20 protein-coding genes are annotated in these 20,285 nt (G+C 60.4%); 11 read left to right on the top strand and 9 right to left on the bottom strand.

The window, feature by feature from the left end; genetic code table 11:
- Positions 1-777: 777 nt before the first annotated feature.
- The gene (locus AC1RWI_RS01215; protein ID WP_492864018.1) at positions 778-1,167 is read left to right on the top strand and encodes a hypothetical protein; all 390 of its coding nucleotides are present in this window, start codon (positions 778-780) and stop codon (positions 1,165-1,167) included.
- 160 nt (positions 1,168-1,327) lie between these two features.
- On the opposite strand, the gene AC1RWI_RS01210 is transcribed toward AC1RWI_RS01215, so the two are convergent.
- From AC1RWI_RS01210 to AC1RWI_RS01200, 3 genes are read right to left on the bottom strand one after another with little or no spacing between them, the layout of a single operon-like run.
- Entirely contained in the window at positions 1,328-1,567 is a 240-nt protein-coding gene (locus AC1RWI_RS01210) for a hypothetical protein (RefSeq protein ID WP_492864016.1), read from the bottom strand.
- A complete protein-coding gene (locus AC1RWI_RS01205; RefSeq protein ID WP_492864014.1) occupies positions 1,564-1,884 on the bottom strand; it encodes a type II toxin-antitoxin system RelE/ParE family toxin in 321 nt (106 codons plus the stop codon). The genes AC1RWI_RS01210 and AC1RWI_RS01205 overlap by 4 nt, the downstream gene beginning before the upstream one ends.
- The gene (locus AC1RWI_RS01200) at positions 1,881-2,159 is read right to left on the bottom strand and encodes a type II toxin-antitoxin system ParD family antitoxin (protein WP_492864012.1); all 279 of its coding nucleotides are present in this window, start codon (positions 2,157-2,159) and stop codon (positions 1,881-1,883) included. The genes AC1RWI_RS01205 and AC1RWI_RS01200 overlap by 4 nt, the downstream gene beginning before the upstream one ends.
- Positions 2,160-2,816: 657 nt before the next feature.
- Between AC1RWI_RS01200 and AC1RWI_RS01195 the strand changes: the two genes are divergently transcribed.
- On the top strand, positions 2,817-4,325 hold the full coding sequence (locus AC1RWI_RS01195; protein WP_492864010.1) for an aminotransferase class V-fold PLP-dependent enzyme: 1,509 nt from the start codon (positions 2,817-2,819) through the stop codon (positions 4,323-4,325).
- 580 nt (positions 4,326-4,905) lie between these two features.
- Here the strand turns inward: AC1RWI_RS01195 and AC1RWI_RS01190 are convergent.
- Together AC1RWI_RS01190 and AC1RWI_RS01185 are read right to left on the bottom strand one after the other, a co-directional pair.
- Entirely contained in the window at positions 4,906-6,090 is a 1,185-nt protein-coding gene (locus tag AC1RWI_RS01190) for an FAD-dependent oxidoreductase (protein ID WP_492864008.1), read from the bottom strand.
- 150 nt (positions 6,091-6,240) lie between these two features.
- Positions 6,241-7,218 carry an AraC family transcriptional regulator gene (locus AC1RWI_RS01185; RefSeq protein ID WP_492864006.1) on the bottom strand — a complete coding sequence of 326 codons (978 nt, stop codon included), beginning with the start codon at positions 7,216-7,218 and terminating at the stop codon, positions 6,241-6,243.
- 514 nt (positions 7,219-7,732) lie between these two features.
- Here AC1RWI_RS01185 and AC1RWI_RS01180 point away from each other — a divergent pair.
- Positions 7,733-8,533, top strand: a complete 801-nt coding sequence (locus AC1RWI_RS01180; protein ID WP_043356454.1) for a helix-turn-helix transcriptional regulator — start codon at positions 7,733-7,735, stop codon at positions 8,531-8,533.
- A gap of 125 nt (positions 8,534-8,658) precedes the next feature.
- Here the strand turns inward: AC1RWI_RS01180 and AC1RWI_RS01175 are convergent, their stop codons facing one another.
- The 3 genes from AC1RWI_RS01175 to AC1RWI_RS01165 all read right to left on the bottom strand — a co-directional run bounded on the left by AC1RWI_RS01175 (position 8,659) and on the right by AC1RWI_RS01165 (position 10,671).
- Positions 8,659-8,790 carry a hypothetical protein gene (locus AC1RWI_RS01175; RefSeq protein WP_269083416.1) on the bottom strand — a complete coding sequence of 44 codons (132 nt, stop codon included), beginning with the start codon at positions 8,788-8,790 and terminating at the stop codon, positions 8,659-8,661.
- Positions 8,791-8,895: 105 nt separating this feature from the next.
- Complete coding sequence (locus tag AC1RWI_RS01170) at positions 8,896-9,798, bottom strand: DMT family transporter (RefSeq protein WP_492864003.1); 903 nt, start codon at positions 9,796-9,798, stop codon at positions 8,896-8,898.
- Positions 9,799-10,242: 444 nt separating this feature from the next.
- Positions 10,243-10,671, bottom strand: a complete 429-nt coding sequence (locus AC1RWI_RS01165; RefSeq protein WP_492864001.1) for a hypothetical protein — start codon at positions 10,669-10,671, stop codon at positions 10,243-10,245.
- A 654-nt stretch (positions 10,672-11,325) separates the two neighbouring features.
- On the opposite strand from AC1RWI_RS01165, the gene AC1RWI_RS01160 reads away from it, so the two are divergent.
- From AC1RWI_RS01160 to AC1RWI_RS01150, 3 genes are all read left to right on the top strand, one after another.
- Complete coding sequence (locus tag AC1RWI_RS01160; RefSeq protein WP_492863999.1) at positions 11,326-12,480, top strand: DUF4034 domain-containing protein; 1,155 nt, start codon at positions 11,326-11,328, stop codon at positions 12,478-12,480.
- A 156-nt stretch (positions 12,481-12,636) separates the two neighbouring features.
- The gene (locus AC1RWI_RS01155; protein WP_492863997.1) at positions 12,637-13,098 is read left to right on the top strand and encodes a hypothetical protein; all 462 of its coding nucleotides are present in this window, start codon (positions 12,637-12,639) and stop codon (positions 13,096-13,098) included.
- A 606-nt stretch (positions 13,099-13,704) separates the two neighbouring features.
- Complete coding sequence (locus AC1RWI_RS01150) at positions 13,705-14,274, top strand: YdeI/OmpD-associated family protein (protein WP_043356466.1); 570 nt, start codon at positions 13,705-13,707, stop codon at positions 14,272-14,274.
- A 721-nt stretch (positions 14,275-14,995) separates the two neighbouring features.
- Here the strand turns inward: AC1RWI_RS01150 and AC1RWI_RS01145 are convergent.
- Positions 14,996-15,625 carry a TetR/AcrR family transcriptional regulator gene (locus AC1RWI_RS01145; RefSeq protein WP_043356468.1) on the bottom strand — a complete coding sequence of 210 codons (630 nt, stop codon included), beginning with the start codon at positions 15,623-15,625 and terminating at the stop codon, positions 14,996-14,998.
- Between the two features lie 132 nt (positions 15,626-15,757).
- Between AC1RWI_RS01145 and AC1RWI_RS01140 the strand changes: the two genes are divergently transcribed.
- The 5 genes from AC1RWI_RS01140 to AC1RWI_RS01120 all read left to right on the top strand — a co-directional run bounded on the left by AC1RWI_RS01140 (position 15,758) and on the right by AC1RWI_RS01120 (position 20,277).
- A complete protein-coding gene (locus AC1RWI_RS01140; RefSeq protein WP_492863994.1) occupies positions 15,758-16,840 on the top strand; it encodes an alkene reductase in 1,083 nt (360 codons plus the stop codon).
- A gap of 53 nt (positions 16,841-16,893) precedes the next feature.
- Positions 16,894-17,682 carry an SDR family NAD(P)-dependent oxidoreductase gene (locus tag AC1RWI_RS01135; RefSeq protein ID WP_492863992.1) on the top strand — a complete coding sequence of 263 codons (789 nt, stop codon included), beginning with the start codon at positions 16,894-16,896 and terminating at the stop codon, positions 17,680-17,682.
- A gap of 81 nt (positions 17,683-17,763) precedes the next feature.
- Positions 17,764-18,609 (top strand): alpha/beta fold hydrolase, encoded by an 846-nt coding sequence (locus tag AC1RWI_RS01130; protein WP_492863990.1) that lies wholly within the window; start codon positions 17,764-17,766, stop codon positions 18,607-18,609.
- A gap of 10 nt (positions 18,610-18,619) precedes the next feature.
- A complete protein-coding gene (locus tag AC1RWI_RS01125; protein ID WP_492863988.1) occupies positions 18,620-19,018 on the top strand; it encodes a helicase in 399 nt (132 codons plus the stop codon).
- Between the two features lie 8 nt (positions 19,019-19,026).
- Positions 19,027-20,277, top strand: a complete 1,251-nt coding sequence (locus tag AC1RWI_RS01120) for an NADH:flavin oxidoreductase/NADH oxidase family protein (protein WP_492863986.1) — start codon at positions 19,027-19,029, stop codon at positions 20,275-20,277.
- Positions 20,278-20,285 lie beyond the last annotated feature (8 nt).

Below are 20,285 nucleotides of genomic sequence, written 5' to 3'. Positions count from 1 at the left end.
CTGCGGTTCGCGGTCACCCGACTGTTCGACAGCTTGATCGCCATCGGATGCTGCTTTGGTTGCCCGCTTCCGACCCCTAGGAGTGGGTCGCATTACTCCAAGGCGGTCGTTCAGAGTTTGAATTAGGCCGGCCATTTCTTATGGAGGTAGAGACCCCATGCAAATGCGCCTACCCCTGACCAGAAAAGGCCACAGTAGAATAATATTGGAAAGTCGTCGACCTCGACACCGTTGACTCGGTACGTGAGTTGCCACCGGTGTTTTTCAATGGTGGTTTCTACAGGAAGGTAGCGTCGTAATGAATGGTCGGTAGGGCCAGCGCTGTATGCTGTGGTCGAACCATCTACCGCCCTGAGGACATAGCTGGTCACGCAACGGTTATGCTGCGGTTCCTGGCACCTCGTTTCATCAGTCGCTACTTGGCCTACTACGTTAATTGAGGCTCTGCCATAGATTTCTGACGCAGCTCCCACAGCGAGTAGGACGCCAAGAAGTGTCAGTGCAAGATAAGGTCTTGCGTTGGTCGATAGCGACATGATTCGACTTATAGAAAAATCGTTCACTATGTCCGCATCGTGCCATTACTCGAGGGGAATGACAACCTTGACCGGCCGCTGACGGCCGGTCAAGGTCCTCGGTGGGGACGCGGACGGCGGTCGTCTCCTGCCGACCCTGAGCAGCTCATCGAATTTGCTGATAACGGCCGTTCAACATTTTGCGGCCAACGCGCTGGTAGGATGCCAACCGTGGCCCACTTGTATGGAAGTAAATCGGCGAATGAAATTCGAGATTGAGGGTAAAGTCGGCATCCTCGCGCCCGCGCCGGCTCAGATCGGCCGTGCGATAAAGTCGTTGCGAAGCTATGGACTGTCTTCCTATGCGTCTTTGACAGATGATGCAGGCAACTATGTTCAGGTTGCAGGTGGCGGAGTCTCCTGCATGATTGAGCATTTCGAAGTTGACGGGGAAAGGCGGTGGAGGGCATTCCATGACAAGCCCAGTCCAGTTCGTCCGGACGGCACAATTCTAGTTTTCGGTGCGGGCAACATTTCCATGCGGTCGGATGAATGGTTCATGTCCGACCAAGTAGCGGAAATATTTCTAGCCTTCCTGAACGGTGGTCCATTTCCGCCATCTATTCATTGGAGGCCAGCTCCCGGGTTTTAGCCTCGATCTTTCGCTTATTGTGCACCCGGCGACCCACTCGCGGTCGCCGTCAAACCTGTCCTACCGCCTGGTGCCGGACCTGATTGTCAACGATTTGGGCGGCGATGTCCGAAGGCCGTTCCTGGCCGGGAAGAGCCATCGGTCGAAGAGGAGGCAAAGTTCACCCACGAAGCCCGCCCCATGCGGTCACAAAATAACTCATGGTCGCCATCTCGCCCCCAATTTTCCGCGTCATGGGATCAGTCAAGATCCGCAGAACGAGCACGTTCAGGATGCCGAGGGATTTCGAGTTCAATCTCGTCGGCGCCAGGCACGGCCAGCAGGTCAGCGATCCTTTGCGCCAGGTAACGGTAAAAAAAATCCCGCCGAAGCGGGCTTCAGTGAGTGGGCGAAGGCTCATGCATCGTCTCGCAGGGCACTCTCATAGTCCTGTCCCCCGAAGAACACACCGATGAAGGCAACTTCGGCTGCGTCATCGTCGACGCCAAAAGCGATCACGGCGCTACCTCTGTAATGAGTAATGCGAAGGCCAACTCGGATATCGTCACGCTTCGTGCCGCGATGCGGGAAATTGCACAAGCTCTCGCAGTAAGCGGTAATGGCATCGGCATACTGTTGTGCCACGACCGTTGATGACGCTTCCAATGCAATGTGAAGGGCCTGGTCCGCGAGTTGTTCTTCAAACTCCGTGCTAAAAATGCCTTTATAGACCTTCATGCCTTTGTCGCTTGGGCCAATGCCGCAGCTACGCGTGCACGAACTTGGTCAGCCGACCTGGCCCTGGACGGGTCGGCTTTGAGCGCGTCATAGGCCGGCCCCACTTGGTTGTGTAGCCATGCTTCAACGGCTCGGTCGCGCGCATTGAGTGCGCGAAGCCCCTCACGGATGACTTCGCTTTCGCTGGCATATTCGCCGCTGCGCACCTTTTCCTTCACGGTTTGGGCCATTTCAGTAGGCAATGTGACGCTCATCTGTTGAGTAGTTCGGGCCATAGCGCGCTCCATCGAGTAGGATTTAATCCTACTCCCAGCCCTTCCGCGCGTCTAGTGATTGCTTGCCGTCTCCAAGGTTGGCCAGTATGAGTGTCGTTTTAGGCGCATACATGGCACAAACAGACGTTGCCAACGAATTCGTCGGCAGCCTTCGGGCAGTGACCCTAGCCCGGACAAGGCAGGCGCGATCGGAAGCGGGGCCGCAGGCACAGGTGCCGTGGGCGGGCAGCTTGGTGGAACTGTGGTCCCAATCCGCGACAGAATTGGAGTGCGCCCGGGACCGGGCGGTCATTGCCCAGTAGTAGCCCAACGCGCGTTAAAAAAGTGCGAGCGAGTCGGCGAAGCGTTGAGCTTTGCACTGGTTCACGCGCAGCGAGGCCACCGTGCGGAAGTGCTGGCCACGGCGCTGACACCGGCGCCGGACGGCGAAGGGCGGTGACCGATCCTTCCGAGTCAGTCGGCGGCCTCACTGCGAATGGCCGGTCTTGCCCGCTACGGTTATTAAGTCAGCCCGTGCGGCCAGACCGCGTACGCGAAAATATTCTACATAGTGCGCATTCAGTAGCATTGAATGCTACACATTCCCCTCTCGGTGATGGATTTTGGAAGCAACTTTCAGTGCGTTCGTCGTAGCATTTCTACCCTTCTGAAGGATGAATGATGAGCACGGACACTCTGCGGTACTTCGATTACGCTGCAACCACACCGGCGGACCCTCGTGTCATGGAGGCGATGTTCGGCTGCTTGGGGGCCGCCGGCGTCTTCGGAAACCCTGCGTCGAACTCCCACGCTGCAGGGCTGAAGGCAAGGGATGTAGTCGAGGAGGCTCGCGCTCAGGTAGCCGCTCTCATTGGTGCAGAGCCATCCGAGATTGTCTGGACGTCCGGTGCGACAGAGTCGAACAACCTAGCGCTCAAGGGTTTTTTCGACCACGAGCCGACGCGCCGCCATTTGGTTACCAGCAAGCTTGAGCACAAGGCAATTCTGGACACCGCGTCGCACCTTGAGCGACTTGACGTTTCCGTTTCCTACCTCTTGCCGAATCCGGCTGGCGAGATTTCGCCGGCCGCTGTTAAAGCGGCCTGCAGCAATCACACGGGCCTCGTTTCGTTGATGATGGTGAACAACGAGATCGGCACCCTCACCAATATTGCTGAGATCTCGCAGATTGTTCACGCCGCTGGCGCTCTGCTTCACGTGGACGCGGCGCAGGCTGCTGGCAAGACCGCGATTGACGTAAAGGCGATGGGTATAGACCTGCTGTCGATGTCGGCACACAAGTTCTATGGCCCGAAAGGCATCGGCGCGCTCTATGTGAGTCGCGAAGTGGCACCGCGTATTGCCTGCCAGATGCACGGCGGCGGACATGAGCAGGGCCTGCGATCTGGCACCCTTGCCACGCACCAGATTGTCGGCATGGGAACGGCTTGCGAACTGGCGCGTACTGAAATGGCGTCGGACAACGAGCGCATCGCGCAACTGAGCGAGCGCTTGCTGAGTGGTGTGCGCGCGTCAGGCGCCGTCACGCAGAACGCCAGTTCCGCGGCCCGCATTCCGCACACACTCAGTCTGACCGTGGAACTGCCCAATTTCCTCCCGTCCATGTTGACCGACGATCTGGCCATCTCCTCAACGTCTGCCTGCAATTCGGCGGCTGGCAAACCGTCTCACGTGCTGACTTGCGTCGGCCTGGGTGAAGATTCCGCGGAGCGCACAGTCCGCCTGAGCCTTGGACGCTTTACAACGTTGGCAGACGTGGATTTTGCAGTCGACTGCTTCCGCAAAGCCATAGAGCGCTGTATGGAAGTGGGCAAGGGCCGACAGGACATGCTGATCAAGCAGCTCTCGAACGACGTGAGCGTGGCGCCACAGTTAAGCGGAGCCGACGTACGGGCGGCGCATGCGGTCGGGTTCCTTTCCATCGTCTGCAACCGGCACGATGGAGAGGCTGCCGGCCAGGTCCAGTTCGCGAAAATCGCGGAGGTGGCCAGTTCGCTTGGCATGGCCGCGCACTACCTGCCCGTAAAATCGGGGGGTGTCACCGTCGAAGCTGCAGCAGCCTTCGGTGTACTCATGGCGGAGCTGCCGAAGCCCATACTTGCGTACTGCCGTACGGGAACCCGTTCGGAGACGCTGTGGAATATGGCATGCACCCGGCAAGGGTGACGGGGCGGTCGGCACTGAAGGACTACGCGACGGGGCGTGCGCGGGCTGACGTCCAATCCTCGGCGTTGGGCCTACGATCCTGCGCAGGGTAAGCAAAACCCATAGGCCTTCTCACCCGCCGAATCTGGGTAGGACATCAACTCGGCGCTGGCGCGACACAAGCGCCCGCAGCATGTTGGTATTCAGTCGGTGACGAAGTACCGCCTGGACCGCAAGTCGTCGGTGGCTGTCCGGAGGGCATTCGAGGGTCTCCGCTCGACCCACTGCCGCCGTTCGGCCCGAGCAGTCCCAATGGCGGCTTCCGAGGTGCAACGGACATCTGTTCGGAGATATTGGCCGGCAAGTGTTCGGCCCCAGCGGCCACGCGCAGCATCACCCCGCAGCCATGAATGCCGCCGTTCGCCCTGCCCTTGCTTTCACACGGAAGGTACTTTCCTGCCGTGCCTCCGCTAGCGACTGGCGGGTAAATATTCGGAGATATGCGCCACCTCGACGAACTGAGCGAGTTCGTCGACCACTATCGCGAGGACGGCGAGCAGCTCTAGTCTGCTCGTGGGGAGGGGCGCCTGTACCCCGCCTTTCAGCCGCGCTGCGCCGCAGGCGATTGATGACGTAGCGCGTCCATCCGCGCGTAGAAGTCATCCACATGCCGCTGTGCGGTGCGCAGCATCGTCTCGTTGCGCGCCGTCAGGAGGGTGGCGTCCTCCCGGGCGCCGGCCTCGCCAACCTTGCGCGAGGTGTCCTGCACGAATTTGCACAAGGGATAGCGTGCTTCGCCGAAGGCCTGCAGCGTGGCCTCCACGTCGGCCCCGCGCGACAGCATCTGCGCCAGGAGCACCGCGTCTTCGAGTGCCATCGCGCCGCCTTGTCCCATGAAGGGGGTGGAAGCGTGTGCGGCGTCACCGATCATGATCACACGGCCGCGGTGCCACGGTAGCGGTGCGGCTACTTCCTCGACGGCAGTGTAGAGCACCTCGGCGCCGGGCGAGAGCGCATCGAGGAACCGGCGCGCTGGGCCGCCGAACTCCGCAAAGCGGGCTTGCATCAGTGCCGGCCAGTCGGCACGGTCGTACCACGTGCCGGCCGGCTCGGGCAGCGTGCCGAACAGGTATAGCTGGTCGTCGCTGATCGGCATGATGCCGAGCCGCTTGCCGGTGCCCATCATCATGACCTTGGCGGTGAGGTCTTTCGGGCGCGCATGCACGCTGCGCCAGACGCCGAGCCCGGTGTAGGCCGGCTCCAGCGAGCCGGCGACCAGGCGGCGGATGTCTGACCGAATGCCGTCCGCCCCCACCACGAGGTCGTATTGACCCGTGGTGTCATCGGATAGCGCGACGTTGACGTGGTCGGCTGCGTCCTGGTCGATCCGAACGGCCTTGGTGCCCAGGCGGATATCGACGCCCAGCGCATCGAGCCGGCCGGCAAGGACGCGATGCAACTCGGCCCGGCGAATGCCGACGATCGGCGGGATGTCCGGATGCCGGGACGGATAGAACGTATCGACGATCGGGTTGCCGCGCTGGTCCAGATAGATGTTGCGCCCATCGGCAATGGAAAAGCCGCTTGAAAGAATCTGCGGCAGCACCCCGAGGCTGCCGAGCGCTGCAAGTCCGTTGTGATAGATGAAGATGCCAGAACTCTGGAATCTCCATTCCTGCTGTTTCTCCAGCATCGTTACCCGCACGCCGGCCTGTGCCAGCGCAATGGCTGCCGAACAGCCGGCGATGCCGCCGCCCACGACCAGCGCGTGTTCCACTTGCTTCATGCCCCACTCTCCTTGTCCGCTGGCGCGAGCCAGTGAACGGAATTATTGGGGAGCTTGCATGCCGGCCTCAACCTCCGGAACGCCGGATTCGGGCACCGAACGTCCGGATCTGCAGCGTCTGGCGTGCTGCCTGCTGCGGCGCGGCCAGCGTCAGGGCGCCGAGGCGTCGCACTGGTATTGTGTGGGCGACACGCCAATCCAGCGTTGGAACGCGCGTGAGAAGGCCTTCTCTGAAGCATAGCCAACTGCTTCAGCGACATCGCCGATCCGTGCACGCGGTTGGCGCAGCCGTTCGGTGGCGAGGTTCATGCGATAGGCGCACAGGTATTGCATGGGAGGCACCCCGACCAGCGTGCGAAAGCGCTCAGTAAACACTGTGCGCGACAGGTACGCAACGGCGGCGAGCTGGGGGACGCTCCAGTCGCGCTGCGGCGCCTCCTGCATGGCGGCGATTGCGCGTGCGATGCCGGGGTCGTCGAGGACGTTCGGTGTGTCCTTCCGCGCGGTCGCCGGGGTACGCAGGTACTCGCCCAGGATATGCACGAGCAGCAGGTCGCCCATGCGTGCCGCGGACAAACGCCAGCCCGGACGCTGGGCAAGCGAGTCATGCGCCAGCAGTTCCATCGTGGTTGCCAGCGTGTGCGCTAGCGCAAACGTGTCGCTACGCAGGACGATCAGCGGTGGCAGTTCCGCCGGGATGGTGCCTACGTCAGGCGCAGGCATCCACAGGTGCAGCGAATACAGTTGCGTGGGCGGGTCGTCCGCGCTGCCTGCGCTGTCAGTGCCGTACGTCAGTTCAATCGGGTGATCACCGTGGCGGCCGACCATGTGCGCCTGCAGCAGTTCGCCGATGGGCACTACGCTGTTACCGGGGCAGCGCATCGATGACAACGTATGCGAGGTGCCGCGCGGCAGCATTACGATATCGCGAGGACGAATCTCAACAGGCATGCCGCCATCGGTTTGGATCCAGTACCCGCGTCCAGTACACACGCGGATCAGTGCGCCTTCGGTCCCGCCCGAGTGCAACGCCCACGGTGCGTGGAGCCGGAAGCTCGCCGTCAAGGCGCGCTCGGCCTTGCATGCGGAAAGGATGCGGCTCAGAACGTCAGGCGGTCCAGGATTCATCAGTGGGAAAACGGGGTGCGAAGAGTATGAGATTTTAGCTCAGCATATTCGGCGGCTGGGACAATGTGCACAGGAAAGCATGCGGCACTCGAAGGGATAATCGTTGTTGGGGAACATCCTGTGCCCCCTGCGCGGTTGACGCGCGAATGACCATTGTCCGAGCGTAGGCGACGCTCGGATGTCAGATCGATGTGCCGGCCACTGGCCGTAGATGGCCGGACGCTGACGACCACAGTAGGTGGCCGAAACCCGGAACCGGCCGGGCCACACCAGATGTGAAATATAAGGCACCCCACGTCCGATCGAGAAGCACTGCATCCTGCACCGGCACGCCCCGGTTTGCGCTGGAGCCAAGCGCAAACCGGGGCGATTCCTGCCGGATCGTCAGACGGGAACTCTGCATTCGGCAACTGAACGCCACGCCCGGGGAGCAGGGCTTCCGCACCAAGGCTATTGCCAGGCGAGCCCAAGATCACCGAAGATTGGTGATTCGCCCGTTCTTCCTGGGGACGACATGCATCCACTCTCGGATTTCGCCAACCAATCGCACCGCGATGACGTCTTTGCACTCTGGGACCGGCTCGCCGAGTTCTCCGCAGGCGAAGCCGATGCCGCGCTGACCCATTTACTAACCACGCTCTGTGCGATGGTCACGGCACAGAATGCACTTTGGGCTGTAGTTGTGCGATTACCTTCGCTCGCGCGAAAGGATCCCCTGTTCGGCTGGCGTCCACGCCTGGTTCGGCTCCTGCATCCTGTACCCGCGATGGTCGCTTCCGTGCAGGAGCAGTTCGACACGCTATGGTCCGGCAACGTCGATTCGTCACATGTCGTGGCCGCGTCGGGGAACGAGCCGTTCCGCGCCAACCTGCTCTTCGAGGCGATGCCCGCCGAATGGTTTGAAGGTGCCCACTATCGCCGCCACTACCTTGAAGTCGGTCACGCCGACAGCATCCAGGTGCGTTGTTCGCTCAACGATGATGTGCGAATTCATCTTTTCGTGTTTCGCGATCTGCAAGCCCCCCGCTTCTCTGCGCCGGATCTCGAGCTTCTGGGCTTCGTGATGCATGGGCTGAGATGGTACTATCGGCAGCAACTGCTCAGCCACGGCCTGCTCATCGCCGATGCTTCGCTGACGTCGGCCGAGCGAAGGGTGCTGCTGGGGCTACTCGACGGACTGACGGAAAAGCAGATCGCGCAGAAACTCGAGCAGAGTCCGAACACGACTCATGTCCATATCAAGTCGATCTACACAAAATTCAACGTCCGGAATCGCTCGACGCTCACCGCGCTGTGGCTCGGCAAGTTGCGATAGCGAATTGCAGACGCGGCGGCGTTGCGGGCAATTGAGCGTAGTAGCCTGGCATTGAGTTCGCCCTGTCACAAGCGGTCTGCGCAAGAGTCTCAGCGCGGATCGTACGGAGGATTGGAGCGGCTCGGCTAAGGTGCGAACAGATCCAACCCCGCCAGGGCCAGCGCGCCGCTCAGCGCAATTGCGGCCGTAGAATCCACGAGAATCAGGATTGCACCCGACAGCCAGCACGCGAAGGCGAAACCAATTGCTGCTTTCATCGTGACACCTGACTCGTAGATGGGCTGCGGCGAGCCAAGCCGGCCCGCAAACTGAATGACTGCCTCAACGAAAGCGCAGAATGCATCTTCTCCAAGGAGGCATCACTAACATCGAGCCTTGACCCTGTGCCTGGCACCAACCGACGCTGCCAGCCAGATGCCGAGCAGGACGGCAACGAAACTGACAACAAGGCGCGTACTCACCGGTTCCTGCAGGAACAGAACGCCGCCGAGCGCCGCAACGGGCGGCACCAGTAGTTGGATGGCGGCCGCGGACATTGCTGGCAGTTTTCGGATTACCGACCCCCACACGACAAAGCCGATAGCAGATGTCACGGCGCCTGACGCCACAGCGAGGGCAACTCCGGCTACGCTCGCATGGGCATCGCCGTTAAGCATCCAACCGAGGACGATGCAGATCGGGGTCGCGCGCAGGAAGTTTCCTGCCGTTGCCGAGAGTGGACTTGCGGATCGCCTACCTCGCAAGGTATAGATCCCCCATGCCACGCCTGCCCCAACCATCATAAGCAAGCCGGAGACTCGCGGAACGCCGACGCCGGGCGTGGTCAGGCATAACAGTCCGGCAATAGCCAGGAGATAGCCAATCAGCGCCACGCGGTGGAAGCGTTCTCCTTTGAGGAGACAGGCAACAAATATCGTCAGTTGTACCGTCCCGAACAACACGAGCGCACCGGAACTGACGCCGAGGGATAGATACGACAATGAGAACAGGATCACGAAAATCCCCAGCGCCGTAGCCGAGATCCAGTCAGGGTCAGGACTGGGCTGCGGAGCATACTCCGGTCTCAGCTTCGTCACGACCAGTAACGTCGCGCCTCCGGCCAGCAGTCGGATATCGGAGAAAGTCGCTGCGTCGATGCAGTAGTTGAACAGTGCGACGCGGCACAGTAGTGCGTTCGAGGCAAATGCAGCGATCGCAATCGCGCCCTGCAGGGCACAAGATGGCGTGATTGCACTCGCGTCTGCGGGAGCCGGATAGGCATTCATCGCCCTTCCTTTCTTTAGCGTCGCAAGCCTTTGGCGGGCGCATTGTGCGACGCCCCTTGCGTCTGCTGGAGAGTAGGTGGTTCGATGACGCCCGAAAATAACCTGAATAGGTGACCGCGTGCTGGCGCCTGCGAAAGGATCAGGACGGCATCCCGCCATCCGGCACTTCACGCTGGACTGACGCAATGTCCGATCGTCGCTGTAGAGGTTGATACGCGTTGAACCGGTGACCTACCAGTTGCTTGTCTTCGGCTCGGTGTCATCTGAAATTAACCCGTGCATGTCCGCTCATGGCTGGTCTCGGCTTTCGATCTACCTGGGAAGGCACTTGCCGGCACCAGCGGCGACCGCGTGCAGATTTCCCTTGTTGGAAAAGCCATCACGCACGCGACCGTGCGCGAAGCTTCGTGATGCCGGTCCTTATCTCGGATTGCCCGCCTGCTGTCAGGCCATTTCACTGGCAGCTTCGCGAGCCAGCGCGACTTCCGTCTCGTCGGACACCGTGCTTTCCGCTATCGCGTTGTCGTCTTCGGAAACCATGTCGCCCAGACCGATGACGACCGTGATATTCGGCGTCCAGTTCTTGCGGTCGGTGCTGACCTCGGCAAACGTGGTCACCGTTGCGGTGTAGCCCTGCCCTCTGAGGTCGTCGGCTAGCCGTTGCGCGCGCGGTTCCAGCGCTGCTTGCGGATTGTCTTCGTTGATGTCGAGTACTAGTCTGGTCTCGAATTCTTCCTTGCCCCTCTGGATTGCCGTTTGCATTGTCTTGAGTTGCTTGTTCGCGAGCGCGACGAGCTTGCTGTATCTGGACTCTTCCTGGCTGGCGCGCAATGCCTTGGCGGCGTTGATGATTTCGGTGCGGTCCACAAACATAATTGCCTTTCGAGGTGAAGGAAAGAAAGCGCAGGCGCCACACGGGCATGACTTCAGGAGCCAGCTTTTCTGGGATGTGACGACAACTGTATAAATATACAGTGTTTGCCGGCTAACCGGCAAGGAGTAGAGGGTGAAAGTCCCTGACCGCGGAAGATCTACCTCTCGTGGCTCCGGCTGAGGCTGGGTAGCCTGTAGGTGCCGGTTCGGGCCGTTGTGCAAGGTCAGCCGTAGGGGAGCAACCGGCTGCTCAAGTCCAAACGTCATGACGACCAAGTTGAGAGGAGCCGACCGGCGCCTTACGACCCATTGCGGCCGTTCGCACCTGGCGCGCCCAACTACCGATCAACGGCGGCCAAAGCCGTCGTACATAGGCTTGACTTCCTAGCCTATCCGGAGGGTCCGCTTTGAAGAGCCCCGAAATGCCCTTTTCGGCCAGGGGCGCACGTTATGACAGGAACAGAATTGATTGGAAGGGTTCGCGCTTGGAATGTCTGCTTCCGCACCGATGCTGATCTGAATACCGCGCATGTTGCCCCTTAGTCGGTTGATGATCTTGCAGATGCAATTTGTATAAGGTGCGAGGCTCGGTTAAAAGTAGAGCGATGGCGTGTATATGTAGCGCTCGGCCACTAATGTGAAAAAATAAGCCATTTGATCGAAGGGATTAAAATGATTAAGCGGATTATTATCTTGCTTGGAATCCTTGCCATATTAGCCACGGAGAACGGTGCGTGGGCAGAGGCCATTGAAAGCGATAAATCGAGACTTCTCGGAATGCTATTGGCTAGCCAATATACTCAATTGGATCGTGAGATGAGCGAAACTCAGCGAGCGTACGAACGCGGCACGATTGGTGATGAGCAATTGTTGGCGGCTTTTCGTTCATTCTATATCACGGACCGCACCGTGGAGCCGAAACTCATTGAGTGGATTGAAAAATACCCAAAGTCATATGCGGCTCGCTTAGCAAGAGGAATTTATTATAAATACGTTGGATTTGAGGCTCGTGGCGATAATTTTACGGACAAAACGAGCGACGAGCAATTTACAGGGATGGATGCCAATTTTAAAAAATCCATACAAGATTTACTGGACTCCGCGAATCTAACCGATAAGCCGATTCTCAGTTACCTGCACGCAATGGATATCGGAAAGAACTATGGCCTAATAAGAATGAATCGAAGACTACTTGATTTGGCCAATGAGAAAGCTCCTAGGAATTTCATTGTTAGGAGGAAGTACTTGTTCACGCTCCAGGCGAGATGGGGTGGCAGTGCCGAGGAGATGTCGAGCTTTGTCAGGGAATGTAAAGGCGCGGGCTTGCCCGTCGAGAAAGTACGGGAACTTGAGGCGGCAGTTACTGCTGACGTCGCGTGGAAACTAGAATGGGAACACGACTACGTGGGCGCGCAGCGGAAATACGAGGAAGCGCTGGCAGTATTGCCGGATGATCCTGACATTATCAGTCGGATTAGCTGGGTACTGATCCGGCAAGGTAAATACAGCGTGGCGGTGCCACATTTATCGAGGCTGCTGGAAATCAAGCCAAATAATACATACGCTCTCGCAAACAGGGGCGTTTGTTATGCGCAATTGAAGCGGCTTGATAGTGCGTTGGTGGATTACATGAAGGCGGCAAACCTTGGCGATGCATTCTCACAGAACGAGATCGGGACGTTCTATTGGCACGGGATTACCGTGCCACGGGATAAGGCGTTGGCAATTCAATGGTTCCGCAAATCTGCGCAGCAGGGCAATGATGCGGCGAAGCGAAATCTCAAGGAGGCACTGGCGTCTGGCCTCTAATTGCGCCGAACCGGCCTGTAATGGCGATTTTGGAGGGCGTGAGAGAGTGTCCTGCGACTCCGGCGACGAGTGCCACGAGAAGAAGGCCGATCCTAGCATCGGCTGCGTAACTCGACCCAAAGGCTGATACCCCCCCGGGTACGTAGGAGGCGTCTCATGAAGAAGGTGCTGATGGTTCTCGGAGGTACGCTCCTCGCTATTGCAGTCGCAGCCGCGGTGGGGATTTCGATTCTTGCAGTCAAAGGCAGCGCACTGGATAAAGAAAGTCAGGAGTTCGCGAATGAGTCCATACTTGCAGTTGTCTCCGGCTGGGATGCCGACAAGTTGATAAGTCGTGCAAGCCCCGAGTTCATGTCTGCCACAAATGGTAGAGACCTGGGGAAACTTTTTGGCTGGTTCCGAATGCTTGGCAAGCTCAAGGAGTACAAGGGATGCAAAGGGCATGCGACTATTTCCGTCACCTCCCAGCAAGGGAAGGTCATCACGGCTACCTACACTGGGCGTGGAGACTTCGAGAGAGGCCCCGCGGAGATTAACATCACGCTAATCAAGCGTGGGGACCGGTGGCAGATTCTTGGGTTTCGAATCAATTCAAAATTATTGTTCGAACAAACATAATGGAGTATTTTGCTACACCGACGGATTATTACTCCGGCACATCAACTGAGCAGGTAGTGAAAAGTACAGGAGAAACTGCGCGATAGAACCGCGTCCTGAACAGGAACGTTGAATATTTGCCTTAGAAAGGCTCGACGACCACTTTGAGTCGAGAGTACTCATTCGTGTAGCTGGGAAGCGGACATTCCGCCACTCACCTTTCGAAAAAGGGGAGCGGCCGGTTCGACCGATGAGCGGCGTCCGGCCTCTGCCCGCCGAAGGTCCGGTTCGGCCCAACTTCGGGGGTTAAAGCGAGCCTGCGCGAACGGCCGAAAATGGCCGTGAACGGCCGCCCGCAGCCGATTATCGAACAGGGTGACCTACCCCGTGTCGGGCGGCCGGTACTCGACCCCTACCGGCGTCGCCGGGCCCCGATGGCAATAGCCGATGTTGGCGGGAAGCCGGTCAACTGGATGGTCCGCCAGGAAAGACCTCCATCTTTCCTCCGATGGATACACGCTGAGTTGTCGATGAATCGGGTATTCCAAAATCCGCGCAAATCGGTAATCTGCGAGGTTTCAGTGAACGAAAGGCTTCGCTGCCTGAATGCAACCATACGGATCCTCGATGACTGAGCCTCGTCTGACATTCCTTGACCAGAATGAATGGGAAAACTGGTTGGCGCAAAACGGCGGTACCTCGACCGGGATATGGCTGCGCCTTGCCAAAAAGGGCGCCGGGCAGTCAACCTTGACTTATGAACGGGCGCTGGAAAGTGCCCTTTGTCATGGCTGGATCGATGGTCAAAAACAGACTGAAAGTGAAGAATACTGGTTGCAACGCTTCACTCGACGCGCCGCAAAAAGTATCTGGTCCAAGCTCAACAAAGACCGGGCCGAAGCGCTGATCGCCGCAGGCAGAATGCTGCCTTCGGGCATGCGAGAAATCGAGAAGGCCAAAGAGGATGGCCGCTGGGAGGCTGCCTATACGTCGGCCAGCAACTCGGCCGTGCCGGACGACCTGCAAGCCGCACTGGATGCCAATCCCAAGGCCAGCGCCTTCTTTGCGACGCTGAACGGCCGAAACCGCTACGCCATCCTGTTTCGGATACAGAATGCCAAAAAGCCCGCGACACGGGGACGCAAGATCGAGGAGTTCATCGGCATGCTCAATCGCGGCGAAACCATTTATCCCTAGACCAGGGGGTTCGACAGCCGACGAAAGTCGCCGGACGATGCGGCGTTCAAGGCGAGCAACCCGCAGCGCTCTCCACGCCTCGGCGCTGGCGAGCGTCGATCAATGCTGGCTTACCCCTTTGGCCGCTATTCGCGCGTGACCGGCCGCGACGAAAATCCGGCTGAGCGTCGGATTCTGGCCGTTCACGGCTGCGGATTCAACCGGTCGACTATCGAACAGGGTGACCTACCCCGTGTCGGGCGGCCGGTTACGGTCCTCGGCGGGGACGCGGACGGCGGCCGCCTCCTTCCGACCCTTAGCGATCGGTCGAGCTAGCGGAGACTACAAAGGCAGATGTTCGAGTGGATCAGTCATTGTTGCCTACCGTCATTCGCGGGCAAGTTAGCGGCGCGTGTTGCCCCGCACACGGAGCCTGGTGAAAGCGCGCGCACGGTCAAATGGTCAAATGGTCAAATGGTCAAATGGTCAAATGGTCCAATTGCCCAATTGCCCAATTGCCACCCATGCGAACAACTACTGTATCGCCCGTATGCGCGACGAAAACTATCGGGGATCCTGAGACGTTGACCGTCCGTGCAGCTTGAATGATTTGCACGCCCAGTTCGGCTTATCGTTTTGGGAAACGCGCAAGATCGCCGCCGCTCGCGATGTTGTGCTCCCGCCTGCTTTGCGTAGTTTCGCAGCCGACTCTCGGAAATTCGGTTTGCCACCGGTAACTGAGTCACTCCGGCCTTGCCGACGCTCCGCTACCGTGATTGCGCGTAGGTTCGCCCGCGGTCGCCGACGGGCTCATTGACGCCAGAATTTCGTCGCGGCAAACCGCAAGGATTTCGTCGGCCAGCGGCGAATCGTCCGGGCAGGCGCGCGACATGACAATGGCACCGACCGCGTGCGCCAGTATGTCGAGGGACCTGGCTCGCGCCTGGGCTGTGTCCACACCGTCCAACGCACTGCCCTCGGCGCTCAGCACAGCCAGCAGGCTCTCGATGCCGGCCGCAAACGCGGCACGAACTGCTTCCGGCTGACGCACGGCATCCCCGCACAGTGCGGCCATCGTGCAACCGGTCGCGCGGGTGTCGCGGTGCTCGCGAGAAAGGTAGTACCGCACAAACGCAGGGGCTTCCACACCCGCGCTCAGCACCACGGTCTGCGCGATACCGCAGGCCGCCGATTCCGCCATCAGATCGGCCTTGGAGCGGAACTGCTTGTAGAAGCCGCCGTGGGTAAAGCCGGCGGCAGCCATCAGATCGGCAACGCCAACCCCATCGTAGCCGCGCTCCCGAAACAACTCCGACGCCGTCTCGACGACGTGTTCCCGGTTGGCCTGCGCCTGTGCCTTGGTGATCTTCATTTCTTGACCACTGTGAACGCATGTTTGCGAAGGCCTCATTATACATTGATGTCGACCATCATCAAAACCTTGACACATTAGATTACGGTCGTCATCATTGATCCCGTTCCCAACCCCGGAAGCTGACGCAACATGATCGACAAGACACTTTTCGAGCCCTACGCCCTTGGCCGCCTGAGGCTTGCCAATCGCTTTGTCATGGCGCCGCTGACCCGCAATCGCGCAGGCGCGGGGCTAGTGCCCAGCGAACTGGCTGCGACCTACTACGCCCAGCGCGCTTCAGCTGGCCTCATCATCACGGAGGCCACTCAGGTGTCGGCCCAGGCTCAGGGCTATCAGGACACGCCGGGCCTATACACGCCCGAGCAAATTGCTGGCTGGCGCAAGGTCACTGAGGCCGTGCACGCCAAGGGCGGGCACATCTTCGCGCAACTCTGGCACGTCGGACGCGTTTCGCACGTCGATGTCCAGCCTGGCGGCGCTGCGCCGGTCGCGCCTTCGGCGATCCGCGCGGAGACAAAAACCTTCGTCAACAACGGATTTGTCGATGTATCCCAGCCACGTGCGCTGGCGCTCGCCGAATTGCCGGGCATCGTGAACGATTTCCGCCAGGCTGCGGCCAACGCTATTGCGGCCGGCTTCGACGGCGTCGAAATCCACGGGGCCAACGGCTATCTGCTGGAGCAGTTCATCAAGGACGGGGCCAACCAGCGCACTGACGCCTACGGCGGCTCGATCGAGAACCGCGCGCGCCTGTTGCTGGAAGTCGTCTCGGCAGTGGTGGAAGAAATTGGTGCCGATCGCACCGGCGTGCGCATTTCTCCTGTGTCACCGGCAAACGGCATCTCGAGCAGCGACCCTCAGCCGCAATACGACTACATCGCCGGGCAGCTCAGCGCGCAGGGCATCGTCTACCTGCACGTGGTCGAGGGCGCGACCGGCGGCCCGCGCGACGTCGCACCGTTTGACTACGACGCGCTGCGGCAGCGGTTCACGCAAACCTACCTGGCCAACAACGGCTACGACCTGGAACTCGCCACCGCCAGGCTCAACGAGGGCAACGCAGACCTGTTCGCCTTCGGTCGTGCCTTCATCAGCAATCCCGATCTGGTCGAACGCCTAAAGACCGGCGCCCCGCTGGCCCAGCCCGATTTCGCCACGCTCTATGGTGGCGGTGCCGCGGGCTACACCGATTACCCAACCATCACCGCTTGAGGCGCGCGCTGCTTGCTCCGGCGTCCAAACCACCTTTGCAAAGGAAATTACTCATGACTACGCTTCCGACTGTTCTCGTCACCGGAGCCTCCTCCGGCATCGGCGCCATCTACGCCGAACGTTTCGCCCGCCGCGGCCACGACCTCGTGCTCGTTGCACGCGACAAGGCCCGCCTCGATACGCTGGCCGCGCGCCTGCGTGAAGAAAGCGGAGTTGCCGTCGAAGTGCTGCAGGCTGACCTGACCCAGCCTGGGGACCTCGCCGCGGTCGAGACTCGCCTGCGCGACGACGCTCGCATAGGCATCCTGATCAATAACGCCGGGATGGCTCAGTCGGGCGGCTTCCTGCAGCAGACCGCTGAGGGCATCGAACGACTGATCACGCTCAACACCACGGCGCTGACGCGGCTCGCAGCCGCGGTCGCTCCGCGCTTTGTCCAGTCGGGTACTGGCGCGATCGTCAACATCGGCTCGGTGGTGGGTTTCGCGCCCGAGTTCGGCATGTCGATCTACGGCGCCACCAAGGCCTTCGTGCTGTTCCTGTCGCAGGGACTGAACCTGGAGTTGTCGCCTAAGGGCGTCTACGTACAGGCGGTGCTTCCGGCGGCGACCCGCACGGAGATCTGGGGACGCGCCGGCATCGACGTCAATACGCTTAGCGAGGTGATGGAAGTCGGCGAACTGGTTGATGCGGCGCTGGTCGGCTTTGATCGCCGCGAACTCGTCACCATTCCGCCGCTGCACGTGGCCGGGCGCTGGGACGCACTGGATGGCGCGCGCCAGGGGCTCCTGTCGGACATTCGACAAGCGCACGCGGCCGATCGCTATCGGCCGGAAGCCTGACCACTGCGGCTTCGGTCTTACCCGAAAGCCAGCAATGCCTTATCGACCGACACCCAGGCTCAGCCCTCAACAGGTAACCCGATGACTCACACGCATATCACCACGCCTACGCGCTTCGCGGATGTTGATGGTACGCGATTCGCCTACCGCCGCTGGGGTAACACCGAATCCTCGCAGCCGCCTTTACTGCTTCTGCAGCACTTTCGTGGCGGCATGGACCATTGGGACCCGTTGATGACGGACGGCCTTGCCGAAGGCCGCGAAGTCATCCTCTACAACGGTCGCGGCATTGCTTCGTCCGGCGGCCGGCCGCGCACCCGCATTGAGGACATGGCTGATGACGCGGCGGCCTTCGTTCGCACGTTGGGCTTGAAGCAGATCGATGTTCTGGGCTTTTCGCTGGGCGGTTTTCAGGCGCTGGATCTCACCTGGCGCCATCCCGAACTGGTTCGCAAACTGATGCTGCTGGGCACTGGCCCACGCGGTGGCGACCCCGACATGGAGCCGCGGGTGCTGAGCACGGCAGTCAATCCCGTCCCCGTATTCGAAGACTTTCTCTACCTGTTCTTCGGCCGGTCGCCACATGCCGAGCAGGCCGCGAGGGAGTTCTGGGAACGGCGCCATCAACGCGCCGACCAGGACCCCCCGTCATCCCCCGAGGTCGCCCAAGCACAGATCGAGGCCAACATGCTGTATCTGCCAAGGCTCTCGGAAGATGATCCGTTCGCCTATCTGCGTGGCATCCAGCAGCCCACTTTCATCCTCAACGGCGTTAACGACGTGATGATCCCGACGGTCAACTCGTTCTACATGGCCCGCAACCTGCCGAACGCCCAGTTGTTCATCTACGAGGACTCGGGCCACGCAGCGCAGTTCCAGCGTCCGCAGCGATTTCTTTACCACGTGGAGCGGTTCCTGAGCGAGTGACGACCTCGCCATGCTCCGGTTCAAGTTCCTGCTGTGGATGTTCAACCAGCTCCTGAAACGACAGATCAGGAACAACCCCGACTGTGCGAAGTACGTCGGGGGCAAGGCGCTGGTGTTTCAGATCCGGACGGTATCCGGCGGCGGTCGCTACTTCGTCATTCGCGATGGCGCCATCCGATCCTTTGCGGGAGTGACGAACACCCCCCAGTTCACGCTCACTTTCAGAGATGCGGTCAAAGGCTTCGCGATTCTCTCGGCCAGGGAAAGCCAGGCGGCGTTCCTCAGGGGCTTGGGCAACAAGGATCTGGTCATTAGCGGCGACTTTCGCGAAGTGATGTGGTTTCAGGGCCTGACGGCATTCCTGCAGCCCCCGAAAGTCGTTTCGCCTTACAACCGCACCGCGTTCTGAGCTGCCCCATGAAACCAGATCTGCTGAATCAGCCGTTGCGCCTGCCCAATGGCTGTGTGCTGCGCAACCGGCTCGCCAAGGCGGCCATGAGCGAGACGCTGGGCACCTACGACAATCGTCCGACTTTGGACCTGGTGCAGTTGTACCGGCGCTGGGCCGCATCGGGGCTTGGACTGATCGTGACGGGCAACGTAATGATCGACCGCCGCGCCCTGGGCGAGCCCGGCAATGTGGTGATCGAGGACGAGACAGATTTGACTGCCCTTCGAGAGTGGGCGCGAGCGGTGACCGGGCAAGGGGCGGCCATCTGGGCGCAGCTTAATCATCCGGGCAAGCAATCGACAAAGGGTTTGAACGCGTTCAACCTCGCGCCGTCGGCCGTTCCCTTCCGCGAAGACATGGCAGCCTTCTTCGAGACGCCGCGCGAAGCCACCACGTCGGAAATCCGCGACATCGTCGAGCGCTTTGGCCGCAGCGCGGCGATCTGCAGAAAGGCCGGATTCAGCGGCGTGCAGATTCACGGGGCGCACGGCTATCTGGTCAGTCAGTTCCTGTCTCCGCATCACAACCGTCGCGAGGACGAATGGGGCGGAACCCCCGAAAAGCGTCGGCGCTTCGTGCTGGCCGTGTATGCGGAAATCCGCCGGCAGGTCGGCCCGGACTTCCCTGTGGGAATCAAGCTCAATTCCGCCGACTTCCAGCGCGGTGGTTTGACTGAAGAAGAATCGATCGAGACGATCCGTGCGTTGACCACTGCGGGCATCGACCTAATCGAGATTTCTGGCGGTACCTACGAGGCGCCTGCCATGAGCGGGGCAATGCGAGAACCGAAGAAGGAATCCACTGTGGCCCGCGAAGCCTACTTTCTTGAATTTGCCGAGAAGGTGCGGGCCGCCGTAAAGGTGCCGCTGATGGTGACCGGAGGGTTCCGCACGGCGGCGGGCATTAACGCTGCCCTGTGCTCCGGCGCGTTGGATGTAGTGGGCCTGGCGCGGCTGCTGGCGATCGATCCTGACGCGCCTGCCGCCCTGTTGCACGGACGCGATAGCCTGCGGCAGGTGCGCCCGATCAGTACCGGCCTCAAGGCTGTTGATCGCATGGGAATCATGGAGGTGCTGTGGTACACGCGCCAGCTGAAGCGCATCGCAATGGGTAGAGAGCCGCGCCCCGACGAGAGCGGACTGGCAGCGTTCGTGAAGTCTGCTCTGCGCAGCGGCTGGGGCACCTTTCGCACGCGGCGTCTGCGGGCGCGAAGTTGAGCGCCATA

It is taken from the genome of Cupriavidus sp. MPR-AND1C (assembly GCF_058809705.1).
This window is presented reverse-complemented; position numbering and strand designations above follow the sequence as displayed.

What these genes read in the sequence shown, in the direction of transcription:
- AC1RWI_RS01155 (WP_492863997.1), top strand. Translation starts at nt 12,637, where the DNA reads ATGAAGAAGGTGCTGATGGTTCTCGGAGGTACGCTCCTCGCTATTGCA.
- AC1RWI_RS01195 (WP_492864010.1), top strand. Translation starts at nt 2,817, where the DNA reads ATGATGAGCACGGACACTCTGCGGTACTTCGATTACGCTGCAACCACA.
- AC1RWI_RS01205 (WP_492864014.1), bottom strand. Translation starts at nt 1,884, where the DNA reads ATGAAGGTCTATAAAGGCATTTTTAGCACGGAGTTTGAAGAACAACTC.
- AC1RWI_RS01120 (WP_492863986.1), top strand. Translation starts at nt 19,027, where the DNA reads ATGAAACCAGATCTGCTGAATCAGCCGTTGCGCCTGCCCAATGGCTGT.
- AC1RWI_RS01185 (WP_492864006.1), bottom strand. Translation starts at nt 7,218, where the DNA reads ATGAATCCTGGACCGCCTGACGTTCTGAGCCGCATCCTTTCCGCATGC.
- AC1RWI_RS01180 (WP_043356454.1), top strand. Translation starts at nt 7,733, where the DNA reads ATGCATCCACTCTCGGATTTCGCCAACCAATCGCACCGCGATGACGTC.
- AC1RWI_RS01210 (WP_492864016.1), bottom strand. Translation starts at nt 1,567, where the DNA reads ATGAGCCTTCGCCCACTCACTGAAGCCCGCTTCGGCGGGATTTTTTTT.
- AC1RWI_RS01200 (WP_492864012.1), bottom strand. Translation starts at nt 2,159, where the DNA reads ATGGCCCGAACTACTCAACAGATGAGCGTCACATTGCCTACTGAAATG.
- AC1RWI_RS01130 (WP_492863990.1), top strand. Translation starts at nt 17,764, where the DNA reads ATGACTCACACGCATATCACCACGCCTACGCGCTTCGCGGATGTTGAT.
- AC1RWI_RS01165 (WP_492864001.1), bottom strand. Translation starts at nt 10,671, where the DNA reads ATGTTTGTGGACCGCACCGAAATCATCAACGCCGCCAAGGCATTGCGC.
- AC1RWI_RS01170 (WP_492864003.1), bottom strand. Translation starts at nt 9,798, where the DNA reads ATGAATGCCTATCCGGCTCCCGCAGACGCGAGTGCAATCACGCCATCT.
- AC1RWI_RS01215 (WP_492864018.1), top strand. Translation starts at nt 778, where the DNA reads ATGAAATTCGAGATTGAGGGTAAAGTCGGCATCCTCGCGCCCGCGCCG.
- AC1RWI_RS01145 (WP_043356468.1), bottom strand. Translation starts at nt 15,625, where the DNA reads ATGAAGATCACCAAGGCACAGGCGCAGGCCAACCGGGAACACGTCGTC.
- AC1RWI_RS01190 (WP_492864008.1), bottom strand. Translation starts at nt 6,090, where the DNA reads ATGAAGCAAGTGGAACACGCGCTGGTCGTGGGCGGCGGCATCGCCGGC.
- AC1RWI_RS01150 (WP_043356466.1), top strand. Translation starts at nt 13,705, where the DNA reads ATGACTGAGCCTCGTCTGACATTCCTTGACCAGAATGAATGGGAAAAC.
- AC1RWI_RS01140 (WP_492863994.1), top strand. Translation starts at nt 15,758, where the DNA reads ATGATCGACAAGACACTTTTCGAGCCCTACGCCCTTGGCCGCCTGAGG.
- AC1RWI_RS01135 (WP_492863992.1), top strand. Translation starts at nt 16,894, where the DNA reads ATGACTACGCTTCCGACTGTTCTCGTCACCGGAGCCTCCTCCGGCATC.
- AC1RWI_RS01125 (WP_492863988.1), top strand. Translation starts at nt 18,620, where the DNA reads ATGCTCCGGTTCAAGTTCCTGCTGTGGATGTTCAACCAGCTCCTGAAA.
- AC1RWI_RS01175 (WP_269083416.1), bottom strand. Translation starts at nt 8,790, where the DNA reads ATGAAAGCAGCAATTGGTTTCGCCTTCGCGTGCTGGCTGTCGGGTGCA.